Source organism: Porphyrobacter sp. TH134 (assembly GCF_002855495.1).
GTDB lineage: Bacteria > Pseudomonadota > Alphaproteobacteria > Sphingomonadales > Sphingomonadaceae > Erythrobacter.
In genome coordinates this window covers 1-17,413 of the sequence record NZ_PKRO01000031.1, presented here as the reverse complement: position 1 = coordinate 17,413, position 17,413 = coordinate 1, and the positions used below count along the sequence as shown (strand labels likewise).

Below are 17,413 nucleotides of genomic sequence, written 5' to 3'. Positions count from 1 at the left end.
CCCTTAACGCTCTTTCGTGGCCGAGAAGGTGAGCTGCGGGTTCTTTTCGACCTGATAGCTGACGTCCCACGGGCTCTTGGCCATGAACACCATGTCGCCGTCACGGTCACGCGCGAGGTTCGCGCGGTTGAAGCTGGCGAATTCATCGAGGGTCTTGTCGTCCCCCTTGATCCAGCGCGCGGTGGCAAAGGGCGAAGGTTCGAGCACGGCCTCCACCTTGTATTCGGCCTCCAGACGGCTGATCAGCACTTCGAGCTGAAGCTGGCCGACCACGCCCACAATGTGGGCCGAGCCGATCTCAGGGTAGAACACCTGGATCACGCCCTCTTCGGAGAGGTCGTCGAGCGCTTTACGCAATTGCTTGGTCTTGGTCGGATCGCGCAATTGCACGCGGCGCAGGATTTCCGGCGCAAAGTTGGGCAGGCCGGTGAAGCGCACCTGATTGCGCTCCGACAGGGTATCGCCCACGCGCAAAGTGCCGTGGTTGGGGATGCCGATGATGTCGCCCGCTTCGGCGGTGTCGGCCAGCTCGCGGTCCTGCGCGAAGAACAGGATCGGCGAGTGAACCGCGATCGGCTTGCCCAACCCACTGGGCGTCAGCTTCATGCCCCTTTTGAAGGTGCCCGACACCTGCCGCATGAAGGCGATCCGGTCGCGGTGGTTGGGGTCCATGTTGGCCTGCACCTTGAAGATGAAGCCGGTCACCTCGTCGCGCTCCGGGTTGATCTGCTCCTCGCCCGCAGGCTGGGGCCGGGGCGGCGGGGCGAAGCGGGAAATGGCGTCGATCAGTTCGGTGACGCCGAAATTCTTCAGCGCCGAGCCGAAATAGACCGGGGTGAGGTCGCCATTGCGGAAGGCCTCAAGGTCGAACTCGGGATAGCCGCCGCGCGCCAGCTCGATCTCGTCGGCAAAGCGCTGCGGGATCGCCGCCGTGTCGCGCGTGCCGAGGTATTCGCGGCTCGGCCCTTCCGGGCGGCCAATGGTGCCGGTCGCGAAATCGAGCAGCCCCTCGAACTCGCCGCCCATGCCGATGGGCCACATCTGTGGGGACACGTCGAGCGCCAGCATATCCGCGACCTCGTCCAAAGTCTCGAACGGATCGCGGCCCTCGCGGTCAACCTTGTTGACGAAGGTGATGATCGGCACGCTGCGCAGGCGGCACACCTCGAACAGCTTGCGGGTCTGCGGCTCGATGCCCTTCGCCGCGTCGATCACCATCACCGCCGAATCCACCGCGGTCAGCGTGCGATAGGTATCCTCCGAGAAATCCTCGTGGCCCGGCGTGTCGAGCAGATTGAAGACGATGCCGTCCTTCTGGAAGGTCATCACGCTCGACGTGACCGAGATCCCGCGCTGCTGCTCGATCTTCATCCAGTCCGACCGCGCCCGCCGCGCTGCCCCGCGCGCCTTGACCTCGCCCGCCAGGTGGATCGCCCCGCCTTGCAGCAGCAGCTTTTCGGTGAGCGTGGTCTTGCCTGCGTCAGGGTGCGAGATGATCGCGAAGGTGCGGCGGTTGCTGGTCATGCTTTGTGGTTCTTGATTATGAGGGCGCGCAGTCCGATCACCGCAAGGCCGTAGGTGAGGAGGATGATATCAGCAAGCAGGACAATATAGCCGTACAGGGCATCTTCTCCGGAACTGCTCATCAGTGAGCCCCCCCAGATGCCGAGCAGAATCGCGACCCCGACAAGGATGATGAACGCGACGCGCGTCCGGAATGTGGCGAGCAGCGCCGGAAGGCCGCCGATCACCGCTGCCAGCACTGCGAGCGTCGCAAGCGTGTCCTCGTAAGCCGGATTCAGGCCGAGCAGGACGAACACAACCCAGCAGGCAACTGCCACGCCAGCAAGCAGCACGCCAAGAACGAGAAGCGCCTTTCGGCTCATCAGCCCTCGCGTGCCACGCGAAAGCCCGCGAAGTCCTGGTTGACCGGCATCAGCTCGATCCGGTTGATGTTGAGATGCGGCGGCAGGCTGGCGATCCAGCCAATGGTGTCGGCAATGTCCTCACCGGTCATCGGATTGACGCCTGCATAAAGCTTGTCGCTGGCCTCTTGGCTGCCGGTGCGCACCACGGTGAACTCGGTTTCGACCATCCCCGGCTCGATGCTGGTAACGCGCACGCCGGTGCCGTGGAGGTCGGCGCGCAGGGCGAGCGTGAAGTGGTTCACGAAGGCCTTGGACCCGGCATAGACGTTGCCGCCCGGGTAGATGTAGTTCCCCGCGACCGAGCCGATGGCGATGATCGCGCCCTTGCGCTCGATCAGCTGGGGCAGCAGCTTGCGGGTCAGCACCACCATCGCGGTGACGTTGGTGTCGATCATCGTGTGCCAGTCATCGAGATTGGCGTTCTGGGCGGGGCTGAGGCCTTGCGCCAACCCTGCGTTGTTCACCAACAGATCGATGGCGCGGAAGCCTTCGGGCAGGCCAGCGAGCGCGGCGTCGAGCGCGGCGGTGTCGCGCACGTCGAAGCACGCCGCATGGACCTTGTCCGCGCCCAGTTCGGCAACCAGCGCGTCCAATCGCTCCTGCCGCCGTCCGGTGGCAACGCAGCGCCAGCCGTCCTTGACGAGGCGGCGGACGGTGGCGAGGCCGATTCCGGCGGTGGCGCCGGTGACGAAAGCCGTTCTTTCGACTGGGCTCAAGACAGGCTTCATCCGCGCAGCTCCCCTCCGACCTTGGTGGCGGCGGCGACGATTTTCTCGGCGATCGCTTTGATATCGGCGTCCTTGAAGCTGGTATCGCCCGGCTGGAGCGTCACTTCGACCGCGATGGACTTGTGGCCCTCGGGCACGCCCTGCCCGGCGAAGACATCGAACACACGCACGCCGGTGATCGCCGCTTTGTCGGCGCCTTGGACCGCCCGCACCAGATCGCCCGCTGCCAGCGTGGCGGGGACGAGGAAGGCGAAGTCGCGGGTCACGGCTTGCAAGGCGGGCGGGGTAAAGCCCGGGCGCGCGAAGGCGGCGCCCTTCTTTGCCGGGATCGCATCGAGGAACAGCTCCACCGCGGCAATTGGACCATCAGCGTCGAAGGCCTTGAGCGTCGCGGGATGCACCATGCCGAAGCGCGCCAGCACCACCTTGGGGCCGAGCCTGAGGGTCGCCGACTGGCCGGGGTGGAATTGCGCCCCAGCCTCCCCCATCACCATCAAGTTGGCGACCGGAGCCCCCGCCGCTTCGAGCAGCTGGAGCGCCAGCGCCTTGGCGTCATAGGCGTCGAACGGCTTGGCCTTGCCGGACTGCCACCCGCGCTGGGCCTTCTCGCCCGCCAGCACGATGCCGAGCGTCGGCTTTTCATCGCTGAGGCCGTTGCTCCCGCGGAAATACCGCCGCCCGATCTCGAACAGGCGCGAGGCCGCCGCGCCGCGGTCGGCATTGCGCTTGGCGGCCATCAGCAAGCCGGGGAGCAGCGAGGGGCGCATCGCCTTCATGTCCTCGCTGATCGGATTGGCGAGCACCCACAGCGGCTGGTCCGAACCGAAGTGTTCCGCCGCCCATGTCGGGAGGAAGCTCCACGTCACCGCCTCGTTCAGCCCGCTCGCAGCAGCAGCACGGCGCAAGCCCCGCTCCAGCTTCTGCTGCGGGGTGGCGGTGGGGCGGGCAACGCCCTCGACCCGGGGGAGCGCGACACTTGCCACCTTGTCGAGCCCGTGGATGCGGACGACCTCCTCGACCAGATCGGCGGGGCCTTCGATGTCATGGCGGCGCAGCGGGCAAGTGACCTGCCAGTCGGCGCCGACGGTGAAGCCAAGGCTTTCGAGGATGCGCTTCTGTTCGCCCTCAGGCACTTCGACGCCGCCGAGACGAGTGGTGAGCGCAGGATCGAAGGCGACAATCTTCGCGGCTTTCGGCGGCGAACCGGCGTGCACCGCCTCGCTAGGCGTGCCGCCTGCGAGATCAACGATCAGCCCGGTCAGCAGATCGAGGCCCTGATCCAGAAACTCGGGGTCCACACCGCGCTCGAACCGCGTGCGGGCGTCGGACGAAAGGCCCAGCTTGCGTCCCGTGGCACCGATGCGCGCCGGATCGAAATAGGCGATTTCGAGCAGCACATCGGTGGTCGTCTCCGACACGCCCGAATGCTCGCCGCCCATGATCCCGGCGATGTCGTGCACGCCCTTGTCGTCGGCGATCACCATCATCTCGGCATCGAGCGTGTAGGTCTTCTCGTTGAGCGCCAGCACCTCTTCACCATCCTTCGCGCGCCGCGCGACGACCGCGCCTTGCAGCTTGGCAAGATCATAGGCGTGCGCCGGACGCCCGAAGCCGAGCATCAGGTAGTTGGTGAGGTCCACCAGCAGTGAGATCGGGCGCTGCCCTGCGCTCTTGAGCCGCGCTTGCAGCCAGTCGGGAGAGGGGCCGTTCTTCACGCCCGTCACCACGCGGCCATAGAAGGCCGGGCAGCCATCCGGATCGTCGGTGCGGATTTCGACCGAACAGGCGCCGCTCGCGCTGAAGGCGGGCATGGGAACCGGCTTCAGTGTCCCCAGCCCCTTGGCCGCGAGATCGCGGGCGATGCCGTAGACGCCCATGCAGTCCGGACGGTTCGGGGTCACGGCGACTTCGATCACCGGATCAGAACCGTGGTAATCGGCAAAGGCCGTACCGACCGGCGCGTCATCGGGCAGTTCGATGATCCCGTCGTGATCCTCGCCCAACTCCAGCTCGCGGGTCGAACACATCATGCCGTTCGATTCGACACCGCGGATCGCGCTTTTGCGCAGTACCATGCCGTTGGCGGGAACGACCGCACCGGGAAGCCCCAGCACGCCCTTCATGCCCGCGCGGGCATTGGGCGCGCCGCACACCACTTGCAGCGGCTGGCCGTCGCCTGTGTCGACCGTCAGCACCTGAAGCTTGTCCGCATCGGGGTGGCGCGCCGCGGTCAGCACGTGGGCGATGCGGAAACCGGCGAGCTTTTCGGCCGGGTCTTCCACGCCTTCCACCTCAAGCCCGATGGCGTTGAGCGCGTCGCAGATTTCCGCCACCGAAGCGGTCGTATCAAGGTAATCCTTGAGCCAGGTCAGCGCAAACTTCATGCCCGTGCTCCCACGCCAGCGGAAAGGGTCGGCTGGTCGAAGGGCGAGAAGCCGTAATGCGCCAGCCAGCGCGGGTCGCCATCAAAGAAGGCGCGCAGGTCGTTCATCCCGTATTTGAGCATCGCGATCCGGTCGATCCCGAGGCCGAAGGCGAAGCCCTGATATTCGTCCGCATCAACTCCGGCGAATTCGAGCACGCGGCGGTTCACCATTCCGCTGCCGCCCAGTTCCATCCATGCATGCCCCGGCGCATCGCCGTGCCCGCCGACGACGCGGCGGCCGCCTTCGGTCGAGTAGCCGACGTCAACCTCGACGCTCGGCTCGGTGAAGGGAAAGTAGGAGGGGCGCAGGCGCAACGTAATGTCTTCACGCTCGAAGAAGGCTTTGAAGAAGGTCTCCAACGTCCACTTGAGGTGGCCGAGGTGAATGTCGCGGTCGATCACCAGCCCCTCGACCTGGTGGAACATCGGCGTATGCGTTGCATCGCTGTCCGAGCGGTAGACGCGGCCCGGGGCGATGATGCGGATCGGCGCGCCCTGCGCCAGCATGGAGCGGATCTGGACGGGTGACGTATGCGTACGAAGCAGGATCTCGCGCTCCTGTTGGCCTACCGCTTCGCTACTTGAGGCCGGGCCTCCCGGCGTCCGATCGGGGAAGTAGAACGTGTCGTGCATCGCCCGCGCGGGGTGGGTCTCGTCCATGTTGAGCGCGGTGAAGTTGTGCCAGTCGTCCTCGATCTCCGGGCCGGTGGCGACCGCGAAACCCAGATCGGCGAAGATTTCGGCGAGTTCGTCCATGACCTGCGAAACCGGATGCACCGAGCCCTTGGGCGCGGCCACGGCGGGGAGCGTGAGGTCCACTGTCTCGCGCGCCAGCTGCTCTTCCAGCGCCGCGGCTTCCAACGCGGCCTTCTTGGCATCCAGCGCCTCGGCAATGCTGGCGCGGGCCGACTGGATCGCGGGCGCAGCGGCGGTGCGTTCTTCGGGGCTCATCCCGCCCAGCGTCTTCAGAGCCAGGCTCACCCAGCCCTTCTTGCCGAGCGCGTCGAGCCGCTGCGCTTCAAGCGCATCGAGGGTTTCGGCGGTCGCGATTGCTGCCAACGCCGCCTCGGTCTGGGATGAAATGTCGATCATGGGTTTTGGATGCTCTGCCACGCGGTTTTTCGCCGCCGCCCGCTAGCGGCAAATCGCCGCGATTGCAAAGCGGCTGTGGCGGTTGGGCCGCCGCAAGCACAAACAATATCGCCGCCGCACCCAAAGAAAAGGGCGGGCTTCCGTCAAGAAACCCGCCCCATATTGTTTTCAGCGATAGCCGCAGCGGCCAATGCTGCTCGCGCGTGCCTTATGCAGGCAGGGCGGCCTTGGCCTGAGCGATCACGGCCTTGAAGGCACCGCCTTCGTTCATGGCAAGATCGGCCATCGCCTTGCGGTCGAGTTCAATACCGGCCAGCTTGATGCCGTGCATGAACTGCGAATAGGTCAGGCCTTCGATGCGGACAGCCGCGTTGATGCGCTGGATCCACAGGGCGCGGAAGGTGCGCTTCTTAACCTTGCGGTCGCGGTAAGCGTACTGGCCGGCCTTTTCGACGGCCTGACGCGCAACGCGGATCGTGTTCTTGCGGCGACCGCGATAGCCCTTGGCCTGTTCGAGTAACCGCTTGTGCTTGGCGCGGGTGGTAACACCGCGTTTGATGCGAGGCATATCAGTATATCCTTATCTTGAGGACGCGTGGGCCGTCAGGCCGCTCGCATCAATCCAGCCCGTAGGGCGCCCACTTCTTGATCGTCGGCGTATCATTGGCCGACAGGACCGAAGTGCCCCGGTTGGTGCGGATATACTTCGCATTGTGGCTGATCAGGCGGTGACGCTTGCCAGCGACGCCGTGCTTGACCTTGCCGGTGGCGGTGATCTTGAAGCGCTTCTTCACACCGCTCTTGGTCTTCAGCTTGGGCATTTTCATCTCCTTAAAGAGACACGTCGAAACCTGCCATGGCAGCCCTTGTCGCCAGGCTGGCTGATTGATTCGTGTCAGTGAAGTGCGCGCCGATAGGCGGGAGGGGGCCGAAAGGCAAGGGATTTGGCAGCATGGCGCTTCCGGCCAGCCGCATCCGCAATGCTTGCCGGTAAGCCCGCAGGCTTGCCAGAGCAGACTGCGCTAAGCCTCCAGTTCGACGTCCCAGTACAGCCAGTCCCGCCAGGTTTCATGGAGATAATTGGGCGGAAATTGCTTGCCGTGCTGCTGCAATTGCCAGCTTGTCGGACGAATCGGGGTGCGGTGCACCGGCATGCCGGCCTGCTTGGGGGTGCGGCCGCCCTTCTTCATGTTGCACGGCGCACAGGCGGTGATGATGTTTTCCCACGTGGTGCGCCCGCCCAGCCGCCGCGGGGTGACATGATCGAAGGTCAGGTGTTCGGTGCTGCCGCAATACTGGCACTGGAAACGGTCGCGCAGAAACAGATTGAACCGGGTGAAGGCCGGAAATTCCGAATGCTTCACATATTGCCGCAGCGCGATCACGCTGGGGATTTTCATGTCGAAGCTGGGGGAATGCACCTCGCGGTCGTAGCTGGCGACAATATCCACACGGTCCAGAAACACCGCCTTGATCGCGGTCTGCCACGGCCACAGGCTCAGCGGGTAATAGGACAAGGGGGTGTAATCGGCGTTGAGCACCAGCGCCGGGCAAGCAGACAGATTGCGCGTCGGGTCTTCATCAACCCCGCGGAACCGGGCAACTTTCTCGATCAGTTCGGCATTGAACACGGTCTTGCGTTCCTCCCTGACAGGCCTGCATCCTGACGTGGCATGGCAAAGAGTCAAACCCGTTACACGCGGGCTATCCACAGGGCCGCGTATTTGATGTCCTGTTGAGAGGCTGTGGATAGCGCAATAATCTGTCATGTGGCATGGCCGCACGATGCCGGATCATGTGCCGCAAGTGACCCGTTTCGCACCCAGCCCCAATGGGCGGCTGCACCTTGGTCACGCGCTCAGCGCCATTATCGCGCATGATCTTGCGCGGGAAAGCGGCGGACGGTTTGTGCTGCGGATCGAGGATATTGACGGCCCCCGCTCGCGGCCTGACCTCGCCGATGAATTCCGCCGCGATCTGGAATGGCTGGGTCTGGAATGGGACGAAGTGCCCGCGCAGTCCACCCGGCTGGCAAGTTACGGTGCGGCGGCCGAGCGATTGCGCGCCGCCGGTGTGCTGTTTGCCTGCACCTGCACGCGCAAGGCCATCGAAGCGGCGGGCGCGGCCGAAGGCTCGGACGGCTTGATCTATCCCGGCACCTGCAAGCACACCCCGCCCGATCCGGCGCTGCCTGCGGCCTGGCGGCTGGACAGCGCGCGCGCACTCGCGCTGACCGGCCCGCTGGTGTGGGAGGATGCCCTGGCCGGCGCGCAAGCGGTCGACCTTTCCGGCCTTGGCGATGTGGTGCTGGTGCGCAAGGATTTGCCGGCCAGCTATCACCTTGCGGTCACGCTTGACGATGCGGCGGACGGCGTGACGCTGGTGACGCGCGGGGCCGACCTGTTCGGCGCAAGTCACGTGCACCGCCTGTTGCAAGCCCTGCTTGGCCTGCCCACGCCGCGCTGGCACCACCATCGGCTGCTGCTGGACCCCGGCGGCGAAAAGCTCGCCAAGCGGCGCGGCTCACCTGCTTTGGCGCAGCGGCGCGAAGCGGGCGAAGATGGGCAGATGCTTGCCCGGCAACTGAGGTTGCAGCATTTGTCACTTGGAACCTGATGGCCGAGCGTCCATTATAGCAGGCATGAACTATGTACTCATCCCCGTCCTGATCGTCCTTATGGGGCTGGTCGCCTTTTCGCTGATCAAGGGCATCATCGCCTTTCTCAAGACGACCAAGATCGATCTTGAAACGGGCGAAGGCTCAACCGCTTCCGATATGCAGCTCGCGCAGAACAAGGCGATGTTTGCGCGCATCAAGTATCAGGCGCTGGCGATCGTGGTGGTCGCCATTATCATGATGGCAGCGCGCTAAGCCTTTCTGCCGCGATGGTTAAGCTCAACAAGATTTACACCCGTACCGGGGATGATGGGACCACGGGCCTGGTCGATGGCTCGCGCTGCCCGAAATATGCGGCGCGCATCCATGCCATGGGCACCGTCGACGAGGCGAACAGCGCGATCGGGCTGGCCGCGACCAAAATGGCGGGCGCGCCGGGGGCCGAAATCACCCGCATCCAGAACGATCTGTTCGATCTGGGCGCCGATCTGGCGACACCGGGGGATGATTTTACCCCGTCGGACATGGTGCTGCGGATGGTTGCGTCGCAAACCGAATGGCTCGAACAGCGGATCGATGCGCTGAACGAAAAGCTGCAGCCGCTGACCAGCTTCATCCTGCCCGGCGGCAGCGAGTTGGCCGCCCGCCTCCACATCGCCCGCGCCGTCACCCGCGCTGCGGAACGTGCGATGGTGGCGCTGGCGGCGCAGGATGCGGTGAACCCTGCGGCCCTATCCTACATCAACCGCCTGTCCGATTACCTCTTCGTGCTCGCACGGGTGGTGAACGACAATGGCCGAATGGATGTAAAGTGGGTGCCCGGCCAGAACCGATAGCGCGCTAATCGCTGGCTTTTGGCGGGGGGCCTCGCTAGGGCGACGCCTTTGCTGCACTTGCGAAGGACGAGCCTCATGCGCAACATCGCTGTCATCGGCGCCGGTCAGATGGGAACCGGTATCGCTCAGACCATCGCCGCGTTTGGCATGAATGTCATGCTGACCGATGTCGATCTCGCCCGCGCGGAAGCCGGGAAGCTGAGCATCGAAAAGGCGCTCGCCAAGCTGATGGGGCGCGGCAAGATTGAAGCGGCAGAAGCGGAACGCCTGCTCGCCCGGATCACGCCGATCGGCGATTATGCGCCCTTTGCCGAAGCCGATCTGATCATCGAAGCCGCGACCGAGCGGGAGGAGATCAAGAACATGATCTTCGCGGCAGCGGGCAAGGTGCTGGGCGCGAACGCGATTCTGGCGTCGAACACGTCGTCCATCCCGATCACCCGGATGGCCAACCACTCGCCCGACCCGGCGCGCTTCATCGGGCTGCACTTTTTCAACCCCGTGCCGGTGATGGGCCTGATCGAGGTCATCCCCGGCCTCGCCACCGCGCAGGCCACCACCGACCGCGTGACCGAATTCGCCAAGGGTCTGGGCAAGGAAGTGGTGCTATCGCAGGACGAGCCCGGTTTCGTCGTCAACCGCATCCTGCTGCCGATGATCAACGAGGCCGTGTTCGTGCTCGGTCAGAGCACGGCCGGGATCGAGGATATCGACAAGGGCTGCCGCCTCGGCCTCAACCATCCGATGGGGCCGCTGCAACTGGCCGATTTCGTCGGGCTGGACACCTGCCTCGACATCATCAACGTGCTTTACACCACCACCCGCGACAGCAAGTATCGCGCAGCGCCGCTGTTGGTGAAGTATGTCGAAGCCGGGTGGCTGGGCCGCAAGACGGGCCGTGGTTTCTACGACTATACCGGGGATACGCCGGTCCCCACGCGCTGAGGCGCACCGGCGGGTCGCTTCGTCGCAAGGCGCGGCAACATTCATGGGCTTGCCCCGGTTAGGCATGGGGAAGGAGATTGCCCATGACCCAGCGTGATACATGCACCACCGGCCACCCCACAGGCCTGCCGCCCGAAGTTCATAACAGCGAACAGGAAGCACGCGGCGAACAGGCGCAGGATGTCGCTGAAGACGCGAGGGCCCATGACAGCCACAAGGCCAGCCCGCTCGAAAGCACCAAACCGGCCGCGGACGATTTCGACCCTGCCCCCGCCAACGCGCCCGACCTGATCGACGAAATGCGCCGGATGGAAGGCGAAGGCCGGATCGATATGTCCGCCTTTGCCGGCGAGCCTAATCATGATGACGAGACCGAGGTCTACGGCCAAGAGACCACCGATGATGACGATGACGACTGGGTTACGGCTGACGGCGAAGAGTTGTCTGCCGACGATGAAGAAGAGGTGTGACCTTACCGTCCGCGATACAGGGCGTTATTTCAACACGGCCTTCAAGTCGCGATTGACAATGTAAGGGTCCACTTCAACTTCGGGCTCTTCCGGCGGGCCGCCTGCCGCATCGGTCTTTGCCGAAGGATCATAGTCGCCGAAAACGAGGCGGCCCGCTCTGGGCTTGTCGCCAACGCTCTGACCGTCGGCAAAGTTCTGAACGTCGCTGGCAAAGCTTTCTCGCTGCGCTTCGACCAGATCGGCCGCTTGAGTCAGTACGCCGCTGTCTTCAGGGGTGCCGATAAGCGACACCGCGCTGAACAGCGTCATCCCCGCAAACAGGAGCGCCACTTTGCTGTTCTGAAAGACCTGCTTGTACACCGTTTGATGATAACCGGGCCAAGGTTAAGCCTTGGTTGAAATCAACCGCCCTGATTTGGCGCGCCCTGCGGCAGAGCGCGCTTCCATTGGTACAGCAAATCCAACGCATCGCGCGGGGTCAGGGCATCCAGATCGGCGTTGCGCAAGGCCTCGGCAAGCTCATGTTCGGGCGATGCGGGCGCCGGCTCGGCCGCGGCCAGCATTGCAAACAGCGGCAAATCCCCCAGCCCGGCCGCGATCCCGCCCGTCGCCTCGCGGGTGGCTTCCAGCTTGGCCAGCACAGCCTTGGCGCGGGCGACCACGGGTGCGGGCACGCCGGCCAGCCGCGCCACGGCAAGACCATACGACCGATCTGCCGGACCATCGGCCAGTTCATGCAGCAGCACCAGATCGCCCTGCCATTCGCGCGCGCGGACATGGTGCAGGCTCAGCGCCTCACACGTTTCGGCCAATCGCGCGAGTTCGTGATAGTGGGTGGCGAACAGGCAGCGACAGCGGATTTGCGAATGCACCGCCTCGGCCACGGCCCAGGCGAGCGCGAGGCCATCATAGGTCGACGTGCCCCGCCCGACCTCGTCCAGAATCACAAAGCTGCGGGCCGTGGCCTGCGCCAGAATGGCAGCGGTCTCGACCATTTCGACCATGAAGGTCGACCGCCCCCGCGCCAGATTATCTGCCGCACCGACCCGGCTGAACAAGCGGTCGACCAGCCCGATCCGCGCGGCAGTGGCGGGGACAAAGGACCCTGCCTGCGCCAGCAGCACGATCAGTGCATTCTGGCGCAGAAAGGTCGATTTGCCGCCCATGTTTGGCCCGCCGATCAGCCACAGACGGTTGGTCTCGGCAAGCTGGCAGTCATTGGCCACAAACCGCTCGCCAGTCTTGGCCAGCGCGGCTTCGACCACAGGATGCCGCCCGCCGGTGATGGCGAGGCCCGCGTCCCCGGCGATTTCCGGGCGGCACCAGTCGCCCTCTGCCGCGCGTTCAGCATTGGCGGCGCCCACATCCAGCCGGGCCAGCGCGGCGGCGGTGGCGGCAATGGCCTCACGCGCGGCGATGATGGCGCTGACCAGTTCCTCGAAATGCGCCTCTTCCGCTGCCAGCGCGTGTCCCCCCGCCTCGGCGATACGCGCGGCTTCCTCGTGCAGTTTCAGCGAATTGAACCGCACCGCGCCCGCCATTGTCTGGCGGTGGGTAAAGCCGCTGTCCGGCGCCATAAGCGCATCGGCATGGCGCGCGGCAACCTCGATGAAATAGCCCAGCACCCCGTTGTGACGGATCTTGAGCGTGGCGATGCCGGTCTCGTCACGATAGCGCGCTTCCATTGCCGCAATGGCGCGGCGCGCATCGCCCGACGTGGCGCGCAATTCGTCCAGCGCGGCGTCATAGCCATCGGCAATGAACCCGCCGCCGCTGCGCTCGGTCGGGGGTGTGGGCACCAGCGCACGCGCCAGCCAATCGGTCAACGCACCGTGGCCGGTGAGGCGGGTCAGCACCTCGTCCAACAGCGCAGGCTTGTCCGGCGCGCCGATCAGCCAGTGGTGCAGCCGCATGGCTTCGCTCAGCCCATCACGCAGCTGGCCAAGATCGCGCGGGCTTCCGCGCCCCGCCACGACCCGGCCCAAAGCGCGCCCAAGGTCAGGAATAGCGCGCAGGGCATCGCGCAGCTGCGCGCGTTCGATTGGGCGAGCCAGCCAGAATTGCACCAGCGCCAGCCGCGCCTGAATCGCGGCGGCATCCAGCAGCGGCGCGGACAAGTCCTCCGCCAGCAGCCGCGATCCTGCGCCTGTCACGCAGCGGTCCACCGCGCCGATCAGGCTCCCCGCCCGCCCGCCGCCGTTGGCGCTTTCAAGGATTTCGAGGCTGGCCCGCGTCGCCGCGTCCATCGCCATCCCGGATTGCGCGCTGCGCGGGACAGGGGGCAGCAGCAGCGGCAGCTTGCCGCGCCCGACATGATCGAGATAGGCGATCAGGCCCCCGGCTGCGGCCAGCATCGCGCGGGAGAAATCACCGAAGGCATCCAGCGTGGCGACACCGTGCACCGCCCGCAGCCGTTCGGCCCCGGCATCGCTCGCGAAAGTGCTGCGCGGGCGGTAGATTGCCTCATCCGCGCCGTGTTGCCAGTCGTCGGGCACCACGACCTCGCTCGGCGCAAGCCGCGCCAGCGCCGCGCCAAGGCTGTCGGCGGCGCATTCCTCCAGCACCATCGCCCCGGTCGACACATCGACCGCCGCGATCCCGATGCTGCCGCGCACCTCCGCCAAAGCGATCAGCATATTGGCGCGGCGCGGTTCCAGCAGGGCTTCCTCGGTCAGCGTGCCTGCCGTGACCAGCCGCACGATGGCGCGCCCCACCAGCGCCTTGGACGACGGCGTGCCTTCGCGCTTGGCCCGCGCCTTGGCTTCATCGGGCGTTTCAACCTGTTCGGCAATCGCGACCCGGCAGCCCGCCTTGATCAGCCGGGCAAGGTAACCTTCCGCCGAATGCACCGGCACCCCGCACATCGGGATCGGCGCGCCGCCATGCTCGCCCCGCGTGGTCAGCGCGATATCGAGGATCTGGGCGGCGGTGCGCGCGTCCTCGAAGAACAGCTCGAAGAAATCGCCCATCCGGTAAAACAGCAAGGCATCGCCCGCTTCTTCCCGCAGCGCCAGATATTGCGCCATCATCGGGGTGGGTTTCGGATTGTCGAGCGCAGCCATGCCATCCGCCTAGCGCGGGCAGACCCGATTCGGAAATCGCGGCAGTTGCAGCTTTCCCCCGACCCCTTGCGATTTCCGACCTATCGCAGCGGCCGATGTGAGGCTAAGCGGCGCATGACGTTACGGACTGCAATAGGGATCAGCAGCATGGCCGAAGAGAGCAAGGGCGGTTTCACCACGCGTGAGGCATTGTTCTATCACGAGACGATCCGTCCCGGTAAGCTGGAAATCGTCGCGACCAAGCCGATGACCTCGCAGCGCGATCTCAGCCTTGCCTACTCGCCCGGCGTCGCCGCGCCAGTCGAAGCGATCGCGGCCGACCCGTCCCTCGCGGCCCGCTACACCGCCAAGGCCAATCTGGTTGCCGTGATTTCCAATGGTACCGCTATCCTGGGCCTCGGCAATCTGGGCGCACTGGCATCCAAGCCCGTGATGGAAGGCAAGGCGGTGCTGTTCAAGCGGTTCGCCGATGTGGACTCCATCGATATCGAACTCGACACCGAAGACCCCGAAGCCTTCATCAATGCGGTCGCGCTGATGGAGCCGACCTTTGGCGGCATCAACCTGGAAGACATCAAGGCGCCCGAATGCTTCATCATCGAAGCCGCCTTGCGCGAACGCATGAAAATCCCGGTCATGCACGATGACCAGCACGGCACCGCGATCATCACCGCCGCCGGCCTGCTCAACGCCTGCCACATCACGGGCCGCGATTTCCGCGACGTGAAGGTGGTGGTCAACGGCGCGGGTGCGGCGGCGATTGCCTGCACCGCGCTGATCAAGGCGATGGGCGTGCGCCATGAAAACGTGATCCTGTGCGACCGTTCCGGCCCGATCACGCCGGGCCGCGACGGGGTGGACCAGTGGAAAAGCGCCCATGCGGTGCAGACCAGCGCCACCAGTCTGGAAGAAGCGCTGGTGGGCGCGGATATCTTCCTCGGCCTGTCAGCCGCCGGCGCGCTGAAGCCCGATTGGGTGCGGCGGATGGCGGACAAGCCGATCATCTTTGCGATGGCCAATCCGGTGCCGGAAATCATGCCCGACGAAGCCAAGGCCGTGCGCCCCGATGCGATCATCGCCACCGGGCGCAGCGATTTCCCCAATCAGGTCAACAATGTGCTGGGCTTCCCCTTCATCTTCCGCGGCGCGCTGGATGTGCAGGCGACCACCATCAACGAAGAAATGAAGGTCGCCGCCGCGCAAGCCATCGCGTCGCTCGCGCGCCAGCAGGTGCCCGAAGAAGTCGCAGCCGCCTATGGCAAGAACCACAAGTTCGGCACCGATTACATCATTCCCGCCCCGTTCGACCCGCGCCTGATCGAGGTCGTGTCCTCCGCCGTGGCGAAGGCGGCGATGGATTCGGGCGTCGCGCGCGCGCGGATCGAGGATTTCGATGCCTACCGCGTTGCGCTGCGCAGCCGCCTCAACCCCACAACTTCCGTGCTGTCAGGCGTCTACGAGGTCGCCAAGGCTAACCCGAAGCGGATGGTGTTCGCCGAAGCCGAGGAAGAGGTGGTGCTGCGCGCCGCGATCCAGTTCCGCGATTTCGGCTATGGCACGCCCATTCTGGTGGGCCGCACCAAGGCCGTGATCGACAAGCTGCACCAATTGTCGGTCGGCGATCCGGGCAGCTTCGAGATCCAGAACTCGGCCGACAGCGAGCATGTGCCCGCGATGGTCGATTACCTGTACAAGCGCCTCCAGCGGCGCGGCTATACCGAGCGCGATGTGCGGCGCATGGTCAATCAGGACCGCAACGTCTTTGCCTCGCTGCTGGTGGCGCTGGGCCACGGCGACGGGATGATCACCGGCATGACCCGCACCTTTGCGCAGACCGTGCGCGAGGTGAACCTGGTGCTGGATCACAAGGAAGGCGCATTGCCCTTCGGCATCCACATGATGATCGGCAAGAACCACACCACCTTCCTTGCCGACACCACGATCAACGAACGCCCCAACGCCGCCGAACTTGCCCACATCGCCAAGGAAACCGCCGCCGTTGCCCGCCGCATGGGCCACGAACCGCGCGTCGCCTTCCTCAGCTATTCGACCTTCGGCAACCCTTCGGGCCAGTGGCTGAATTCCATCCGTGATGCGGTCGCCATCCTCGACCGCGAAGATCCGGGCTTTGAATATGAAGGCGAAATGGCGCCCGACGCCGCGCTCAACCCCAAGGTGATGGCGCTGTATCCCTTCAGCCGCCTGTCGGGCCCTGCGAACGTGCTGATCATGCCGGGCCTGCAATCGGCCAACCTGTCGGCCAAGCTGCTGCGCGAGCTGGGCAGCAATGCCACCATCGGCCCGATGCTGCTGGGCGTGGAAAAGCCGGTGCAGATCGTGCCGATGACAGCGACTGTGCCCGATGTGCTGACGCTGGCAGTGCTGGCAAGCGCGGGGGTTGTGGGGTGAGGCAGGAAGCCTAGCGCTGCCGGGCGCCGAGCAGCAGCCAGCCTCCCATCAATGCCCACACGCTGCCAAACAGGCACAAGGCAATGGTGGCAAGATACCGGTCGATGAAGCTGTCGATCATCGCGTCCGTCGGGTCGGCGGGGTCATAGATGACGGTAACGCGCTCTCCGCGCTCGTAGGATGATGGCTTTGTGCCGATTGTGCCGACGAATTGCCGGCTCCGCCCAAGCGAATCGGTGAACCTCACGAGGGGGTAGTAAACCGGGCCCTTGCGGCCGCCTCCGCGTCCGACCACATCGGCAACCACACCAGGGGTGGCAACGCCGATCGTTGCGAGCCGGTGTTGGGGACGCGCGAACTCGGCGGCGATTCCGAACAACCCCGAAGCGACGGCAAGCAGGATTGCGCCCCACACGCGCGCCGCCCACAGTTTGGCGTTCGTGTCTTCCATCAGCTCTGGGAGTTCACCGCCGCCGAAACCGGAAATACCACAATTTGTGTCATAATTTCATTTATATGATGATTTTACGCGATTTTTTATAATTCTCATCAAACCAATTACAGCTCTGGCAATCACCGGATAAGCACTGATTTGTATGTCCGAAAGTCACTTGAACTTAGGTGAGTGCTACCTCAAGGCAGAGCGGAGTCTGATCTGCCCCCTTCAGAGTGGCCTAATTTCTATTTTAGAAGTGGTCACGAAGGAGGAAGTGAAAGTCTGCAGCCACTTGACGGCGCGGGGTGAATGAGTGGTGATGACAGACCGGTCAGACCGAGGATCGTGGAAGGCCAAGGGGAGCAGGCGCTGTCGTTGCCCCTTAATTCCCGGACAGTTCCTCACTGGTTGATTGGGTGATGTATTCGCGCGGGGCGAGATAGCCAAGGGCGCGATGCGGGTGGA

The 17,413-nt window shown here is 64.9% G+C and carries 17 protein-coding genes; 6 read left to right on the top strand and 11 right to left on the bottom strand.

Annotated elements, in window-relative coordinates:
- Nucleotides 1-3 precede the first annotated feature (3 nt).
- From C0V72_RS12365 to C0V72_RS12330, 8 genes are all read right to left on the bottom strand, one after another.
- Nucleotides 4-1,524, bottom strand: a complete 1,521-nt coding sequence (locus tag C0V72_RS12365; protein ID WP_101794451.1) for a peptide chain release factor 3 — start codon at nt 1,522-1,524, stop codon at nt 4-6.
- A complete protein-coding gene (locus C0V72_RS12360; RefSeq protein WP_101794450.1) occupies nt 1,521-1,886 on the bottom strand; it encodes a hypothetical protein in 366 nt (121 codons plus the stop codon). The genes C0V72_RS12365 and C0V72_RS12360 overlap by 4 nt, the downstream gene beginning before the upstream one ends.
- Nucleotides 1,886-2,656, bottom strand: coding sequence for an SDR family NAD(P)-dependent oxidoreductase (locus tag C0V72_RS12355; protein WP_101794449.1), 771 nt, complete (start codon nt 2,654-2,656; stop codon nt 1,886-1,888). Before C0V72_RS12355 ends, C0V72_RS12360 begins: the two co-directional genes overlap by 1 nt.
- Nucleotides 2,653-5,040 carry a phenylalanine--tRNA ligase subunit beta gene (gene pheT, locus C0V72_RS12350; RefSeq protein ID WP_101794448.1) on the bottom strand — a complete coding sequence of 796 codons (2,388 nt, stop codon included), beginning with the start codon at nt 5,038-5,040 and terminating at the stop codon, nt 2,653-2,655. The genes C0V72_RS12355 and pheT overlap by 4 nt, the downstream gene beginning before the upstream one ends.
- Nucleotides 5,037-6,173 carry a phenylalanine--tRNA ligase subunit alpha gene (gene pheS / locus C0V72_RS12345; RefSeq protein ID WP_101794447.1) on the bottom strand — a complete coding sequence of 379 codons (1,137 nt, stop codon included), beginning with the start codon at nt 6,171-6,173 and terminating at the stop codon, nt 5,037-5,039. Before pheS ends, pheT begins: the two co-directional genes overlap by 4 nt.
- Nucleotides 6,174-6,381: 208 nt before the next feature.
- Nucleotides 6,382-6,741: a 50S ribosomal protein L20 gene (gene rplT, locus C0V72_RS12340; RefSeq protein WP_101794446.1), complete on the bottom strand. Its 360-nt coding sequence runs from the start codon at nt 6,739-6,741 to the stop codon at nt 6,382-6,384.
- A 49-nt stretch (nt 6,742-6,790) separates the two neighbouring features.
- A complete protein-coding gene (gene rpmI, locus C0V72_RS12335; RefSeq protein WP_026092007.1) occupies nt 6,791-6,994 on the bottom strand; it encodes a 50S ribosomal protein L35 in 204 nt (67 codons plus the stop codon).
- 201 nt (nt 6,995-7,195) lie between these two features.
- Nucleotides 7,196-7,804 carry an HNH endonuclease gene (locus C0V72_RS12330; RefSeq protein ID WP_101794445.1) on the bottom strand — a complete coding sequence of 203 codons (609 nt, stop codon included), beginning with the start codon at nt 7,802-7,804 and terminating at the stop codon, nt 7,196-7,198.
- Nucleotides 7,805-7,958: 154 nt separating this feature from the next.
- Between C0V72_RS12330 and gluQRS the strand changes: the two genes are divergently transcribed.
- The 5 genes from gluQRS (at nt 7,959) to C0V72_RS12305 (ending at nt 11,041) form a co-directional block, all read left to right on the top strand.
- Nucleotides 7,959-8,789, top strand: coding sequence for a tRNA glutamyl-Q(34) synthetase GluQRS (gluQRS, locus tag C0V72_RS12325; RefSeq protein WP_101794467.1), 831 nt, complete (start codon nt 7,959-7,961; stop codon nt 8,787-8,789).
- Nucleotides 8,790-8,814: 25 nt separating this feature from the next.
- Nucleotides 8,815-9,045 (top strand): hypothetical protein, encoded by a 231-nt coding sequence (locus C0V72_RS12320; RefSeq protein ID WP_101794444.1) that lies wholly within the window; start codon nt 8,815-8,817, stop codon nt 9,043-9,045.
- 14 nt (nt 9,046-9,059) lie between these two features.
- Nucleotides 9,060-9,626, top strand: a complete 567-nt coding sequence (locus C0V72_RS12315) for a cob(I)yrinic acid a,c-diamide adenosyltransferase (RefSeq protein ID WP_101794443.1) — start codon at nt 9,060-9,062, stop codon at nt 9,624-9,626.
- 75 nt (nt 9,627-9,701) lie between these two features.
- A complete protein-coding gene (locus C0V72_RS12310) occupies nt 9,702-10,571 on the top strand; it encodes a 3-hydroxyacyl-CoA dehydrogenase NAD-binding domain-containing protein (protein WP_101794442.1) in 870 nt (289 codons plus the stop codon).
- Nucleotides 10,572-10,654: 83 nt separating this feature from the next.
- Nucleotides 10,655-11,041, top strand: a complete 387-nt coding sequence (locus C0V72_RS12305) for a hypothetical protein (RefSeq protein WP_101794441.1) — start codon at nt 10,655-10,657, stop codon at nt 11,039-11,041.
- A 24-nt stretch (nt 11,042-11,065) separates the two neighbouring features.
- On the opposite strand, the gene C0V72_RS12300 is transcribed toward C0V72_RS12305, so the two are convergent.
- Together C0V72_RS12300 and mutS are read right to left on the bottom strand one after the other, a co-directional pair.
- On the bottom strand, nt 11,066-11,401 hold the full coding sequence (locus C0V72_RS12300; RefSeq protein ID WP_101794440.1) for a hypothetical protein: 336 nt from the start codon (nt 11,399-11,401) through the stop codon (nt 11,066-11,068).
- Between the two features lie 41 nt (nt 11,402-11,442).
- Nucleotides 11,443-14,103, bottom strand: a complete 2,661-nt coding sequence (gene mutS, locus C0V72_RS12295) for a DNA mismatch repair protein MutS (protein WP_233999928.1) — start codon at nt 14,101-14,103, stop codon at nt 11,443-11,445.
- 147 nt (nt 14,104-14,250) lie between these two features.
- Here mutS and C0V72_RS12290 point away from each other — a divergent pair, with 147 nt between their 5' ends.
- Nucleotides 14,251-16,512 carry an NADP-dependent malic enzyme gene (locus tag C0V72_RS12290; protein WP_101794439.1) on the top strand — a complete coding sequence of 754 codons (2,262 nt, stop codon included), beginning with the start codon at nt 14,251-14,253 and terminating at the stop codon, nt 16,510-16,512.
- A 10-nt stretch (nt 16,513-16,522) separates the two neighbouring features.
- Here the strand turns inward: C0V72_RS12290 and C0V72_RS12285 are convergent, their stop codons facing one another.
- On the bottom strand, nt 16,523-16,963 hold the full coding sequence (locus tag C0V72_RS12285; protein ID WP_101794438.1) for a DUF3592 domain-containing protein: 441 nt from the start codon (nt 16,961-16,963) through the stop codon (nt 16,523-16,525).
- Nucleotides 16,964-17,413: the final 450 nt, after the last annotated feature.

What these genes read in the sequence shown, in the direction of transcription:
- C0V72_RS12365 (WP_101794451.1), bottom strand. Translation starts at nt 1,524, where the DNA reads ATGACCAGCAACCGCCGCACCTTCGCGATCATCTCGCACCCTGACGCA.
- C0V72_RS12360 (WP_101794450.1), bottom strand. Translation starts at nt 1,886, where the DNA reads ATGAGCCGAAAGGCGCTTCTCGTTCTTGGCGTGCTGCTTGCTGGCGTG.
- C0V72_RS12355 (WP_101794449.1), bottom strand. Translation starts at nt 2,656, where the DNA reads ATGAAGCCTGTCTTGAGCCCAGTCGAAAGAACGGCTTTCGTCACCGGC.
- pheT (WP_101794448.1), bottom strand. Translation starts at nt 5,040, where the DNA reads ATGAAGTTTGCGCTGACCTGGCTCAAGGATTACCTTGATACGACCGCT.
- pheS (WP_101794447.1), bottom strand. Translation starts at nt 6,173, where the DNA reads ATGATCGACATTTCATCCCAGACCGAGGCGGCGTTGGCAGCAATCGCG.
- rplT (WP_101794446.1), bottom strand. Translation starts at nt 6,741, where the DNA reads ATGCCTCGCATCAAACGCGGTGTTACCACCCGCGCCAAGCACAAGCGG.
- rpmI (WP_026092007.1), bottom strand. Translation starts at nt 6,994, where the DNA reads ATGCCCAAGCTGAAGACCAAGAGCGGTGTGAAGAAGCGCTTCAAGATC.
- gluQRS (WP_101794467.1), top strand. Translation starts at nt 7,959, where the DNA reads ATGCCGGATCATGTGCCGCAAGTGACCCGTTTCGCACCCAGCCCCAAT.
- C0V72_RS12320 (WP_101794444.1), top strand. Translation starts at nt 8,815, where the DNA reads ATGAACTATGTACTCATCCCCGTCCTGATCGTCCTTATGGGGCTGGTC.
- C0V72_RS12315 (WP_101794443.1), top strand. Translation starts at nt 9,060, where the DNA reads ATGGTTAAGCTCAACAAGATTTACACCCGTACCGGGGATGATGGGACC.
- C0V72_RS12310 (WP_101794442.1), top strand. Translation starts at nt 9,702, where the DNA reads ATGCGCAACATCGCTGTCATCGGCGCCGGTCAGATGGGAACCGGTATC.
- C0V72_RS12305 (WP_101794441.1), top strand. Translation starts at nt 10,655, where the DNA reads ATGACCCAGCGTGATACATGCACCACCGGCCACCCCACAGGCCTGCCG.
- mutS (WP_233999928.1), bottom strand. Translation starts at nt 14,103, where the DNA reads ATGGCTGCGCTCGACAATCCGAAACCCACCCCGATGATGGCGCAATAT.
- C0V72_RS12290 (WP_101794439.1), top strand. Translation starts at nt 14,251, where the DNA reads ATGGCCGAAGAGAGCAAGGGCGGTTTCACCACGCGTGAGGCATTGTTC.
- C0V72_RS12285 (WP_101794438.1), bottom strand. Translation starts at nt 16,963, where the DNA reads ATGGAAGACACGAACGCCAAACTGTGGGCGGCGCGCGTGTGGGGCGCA.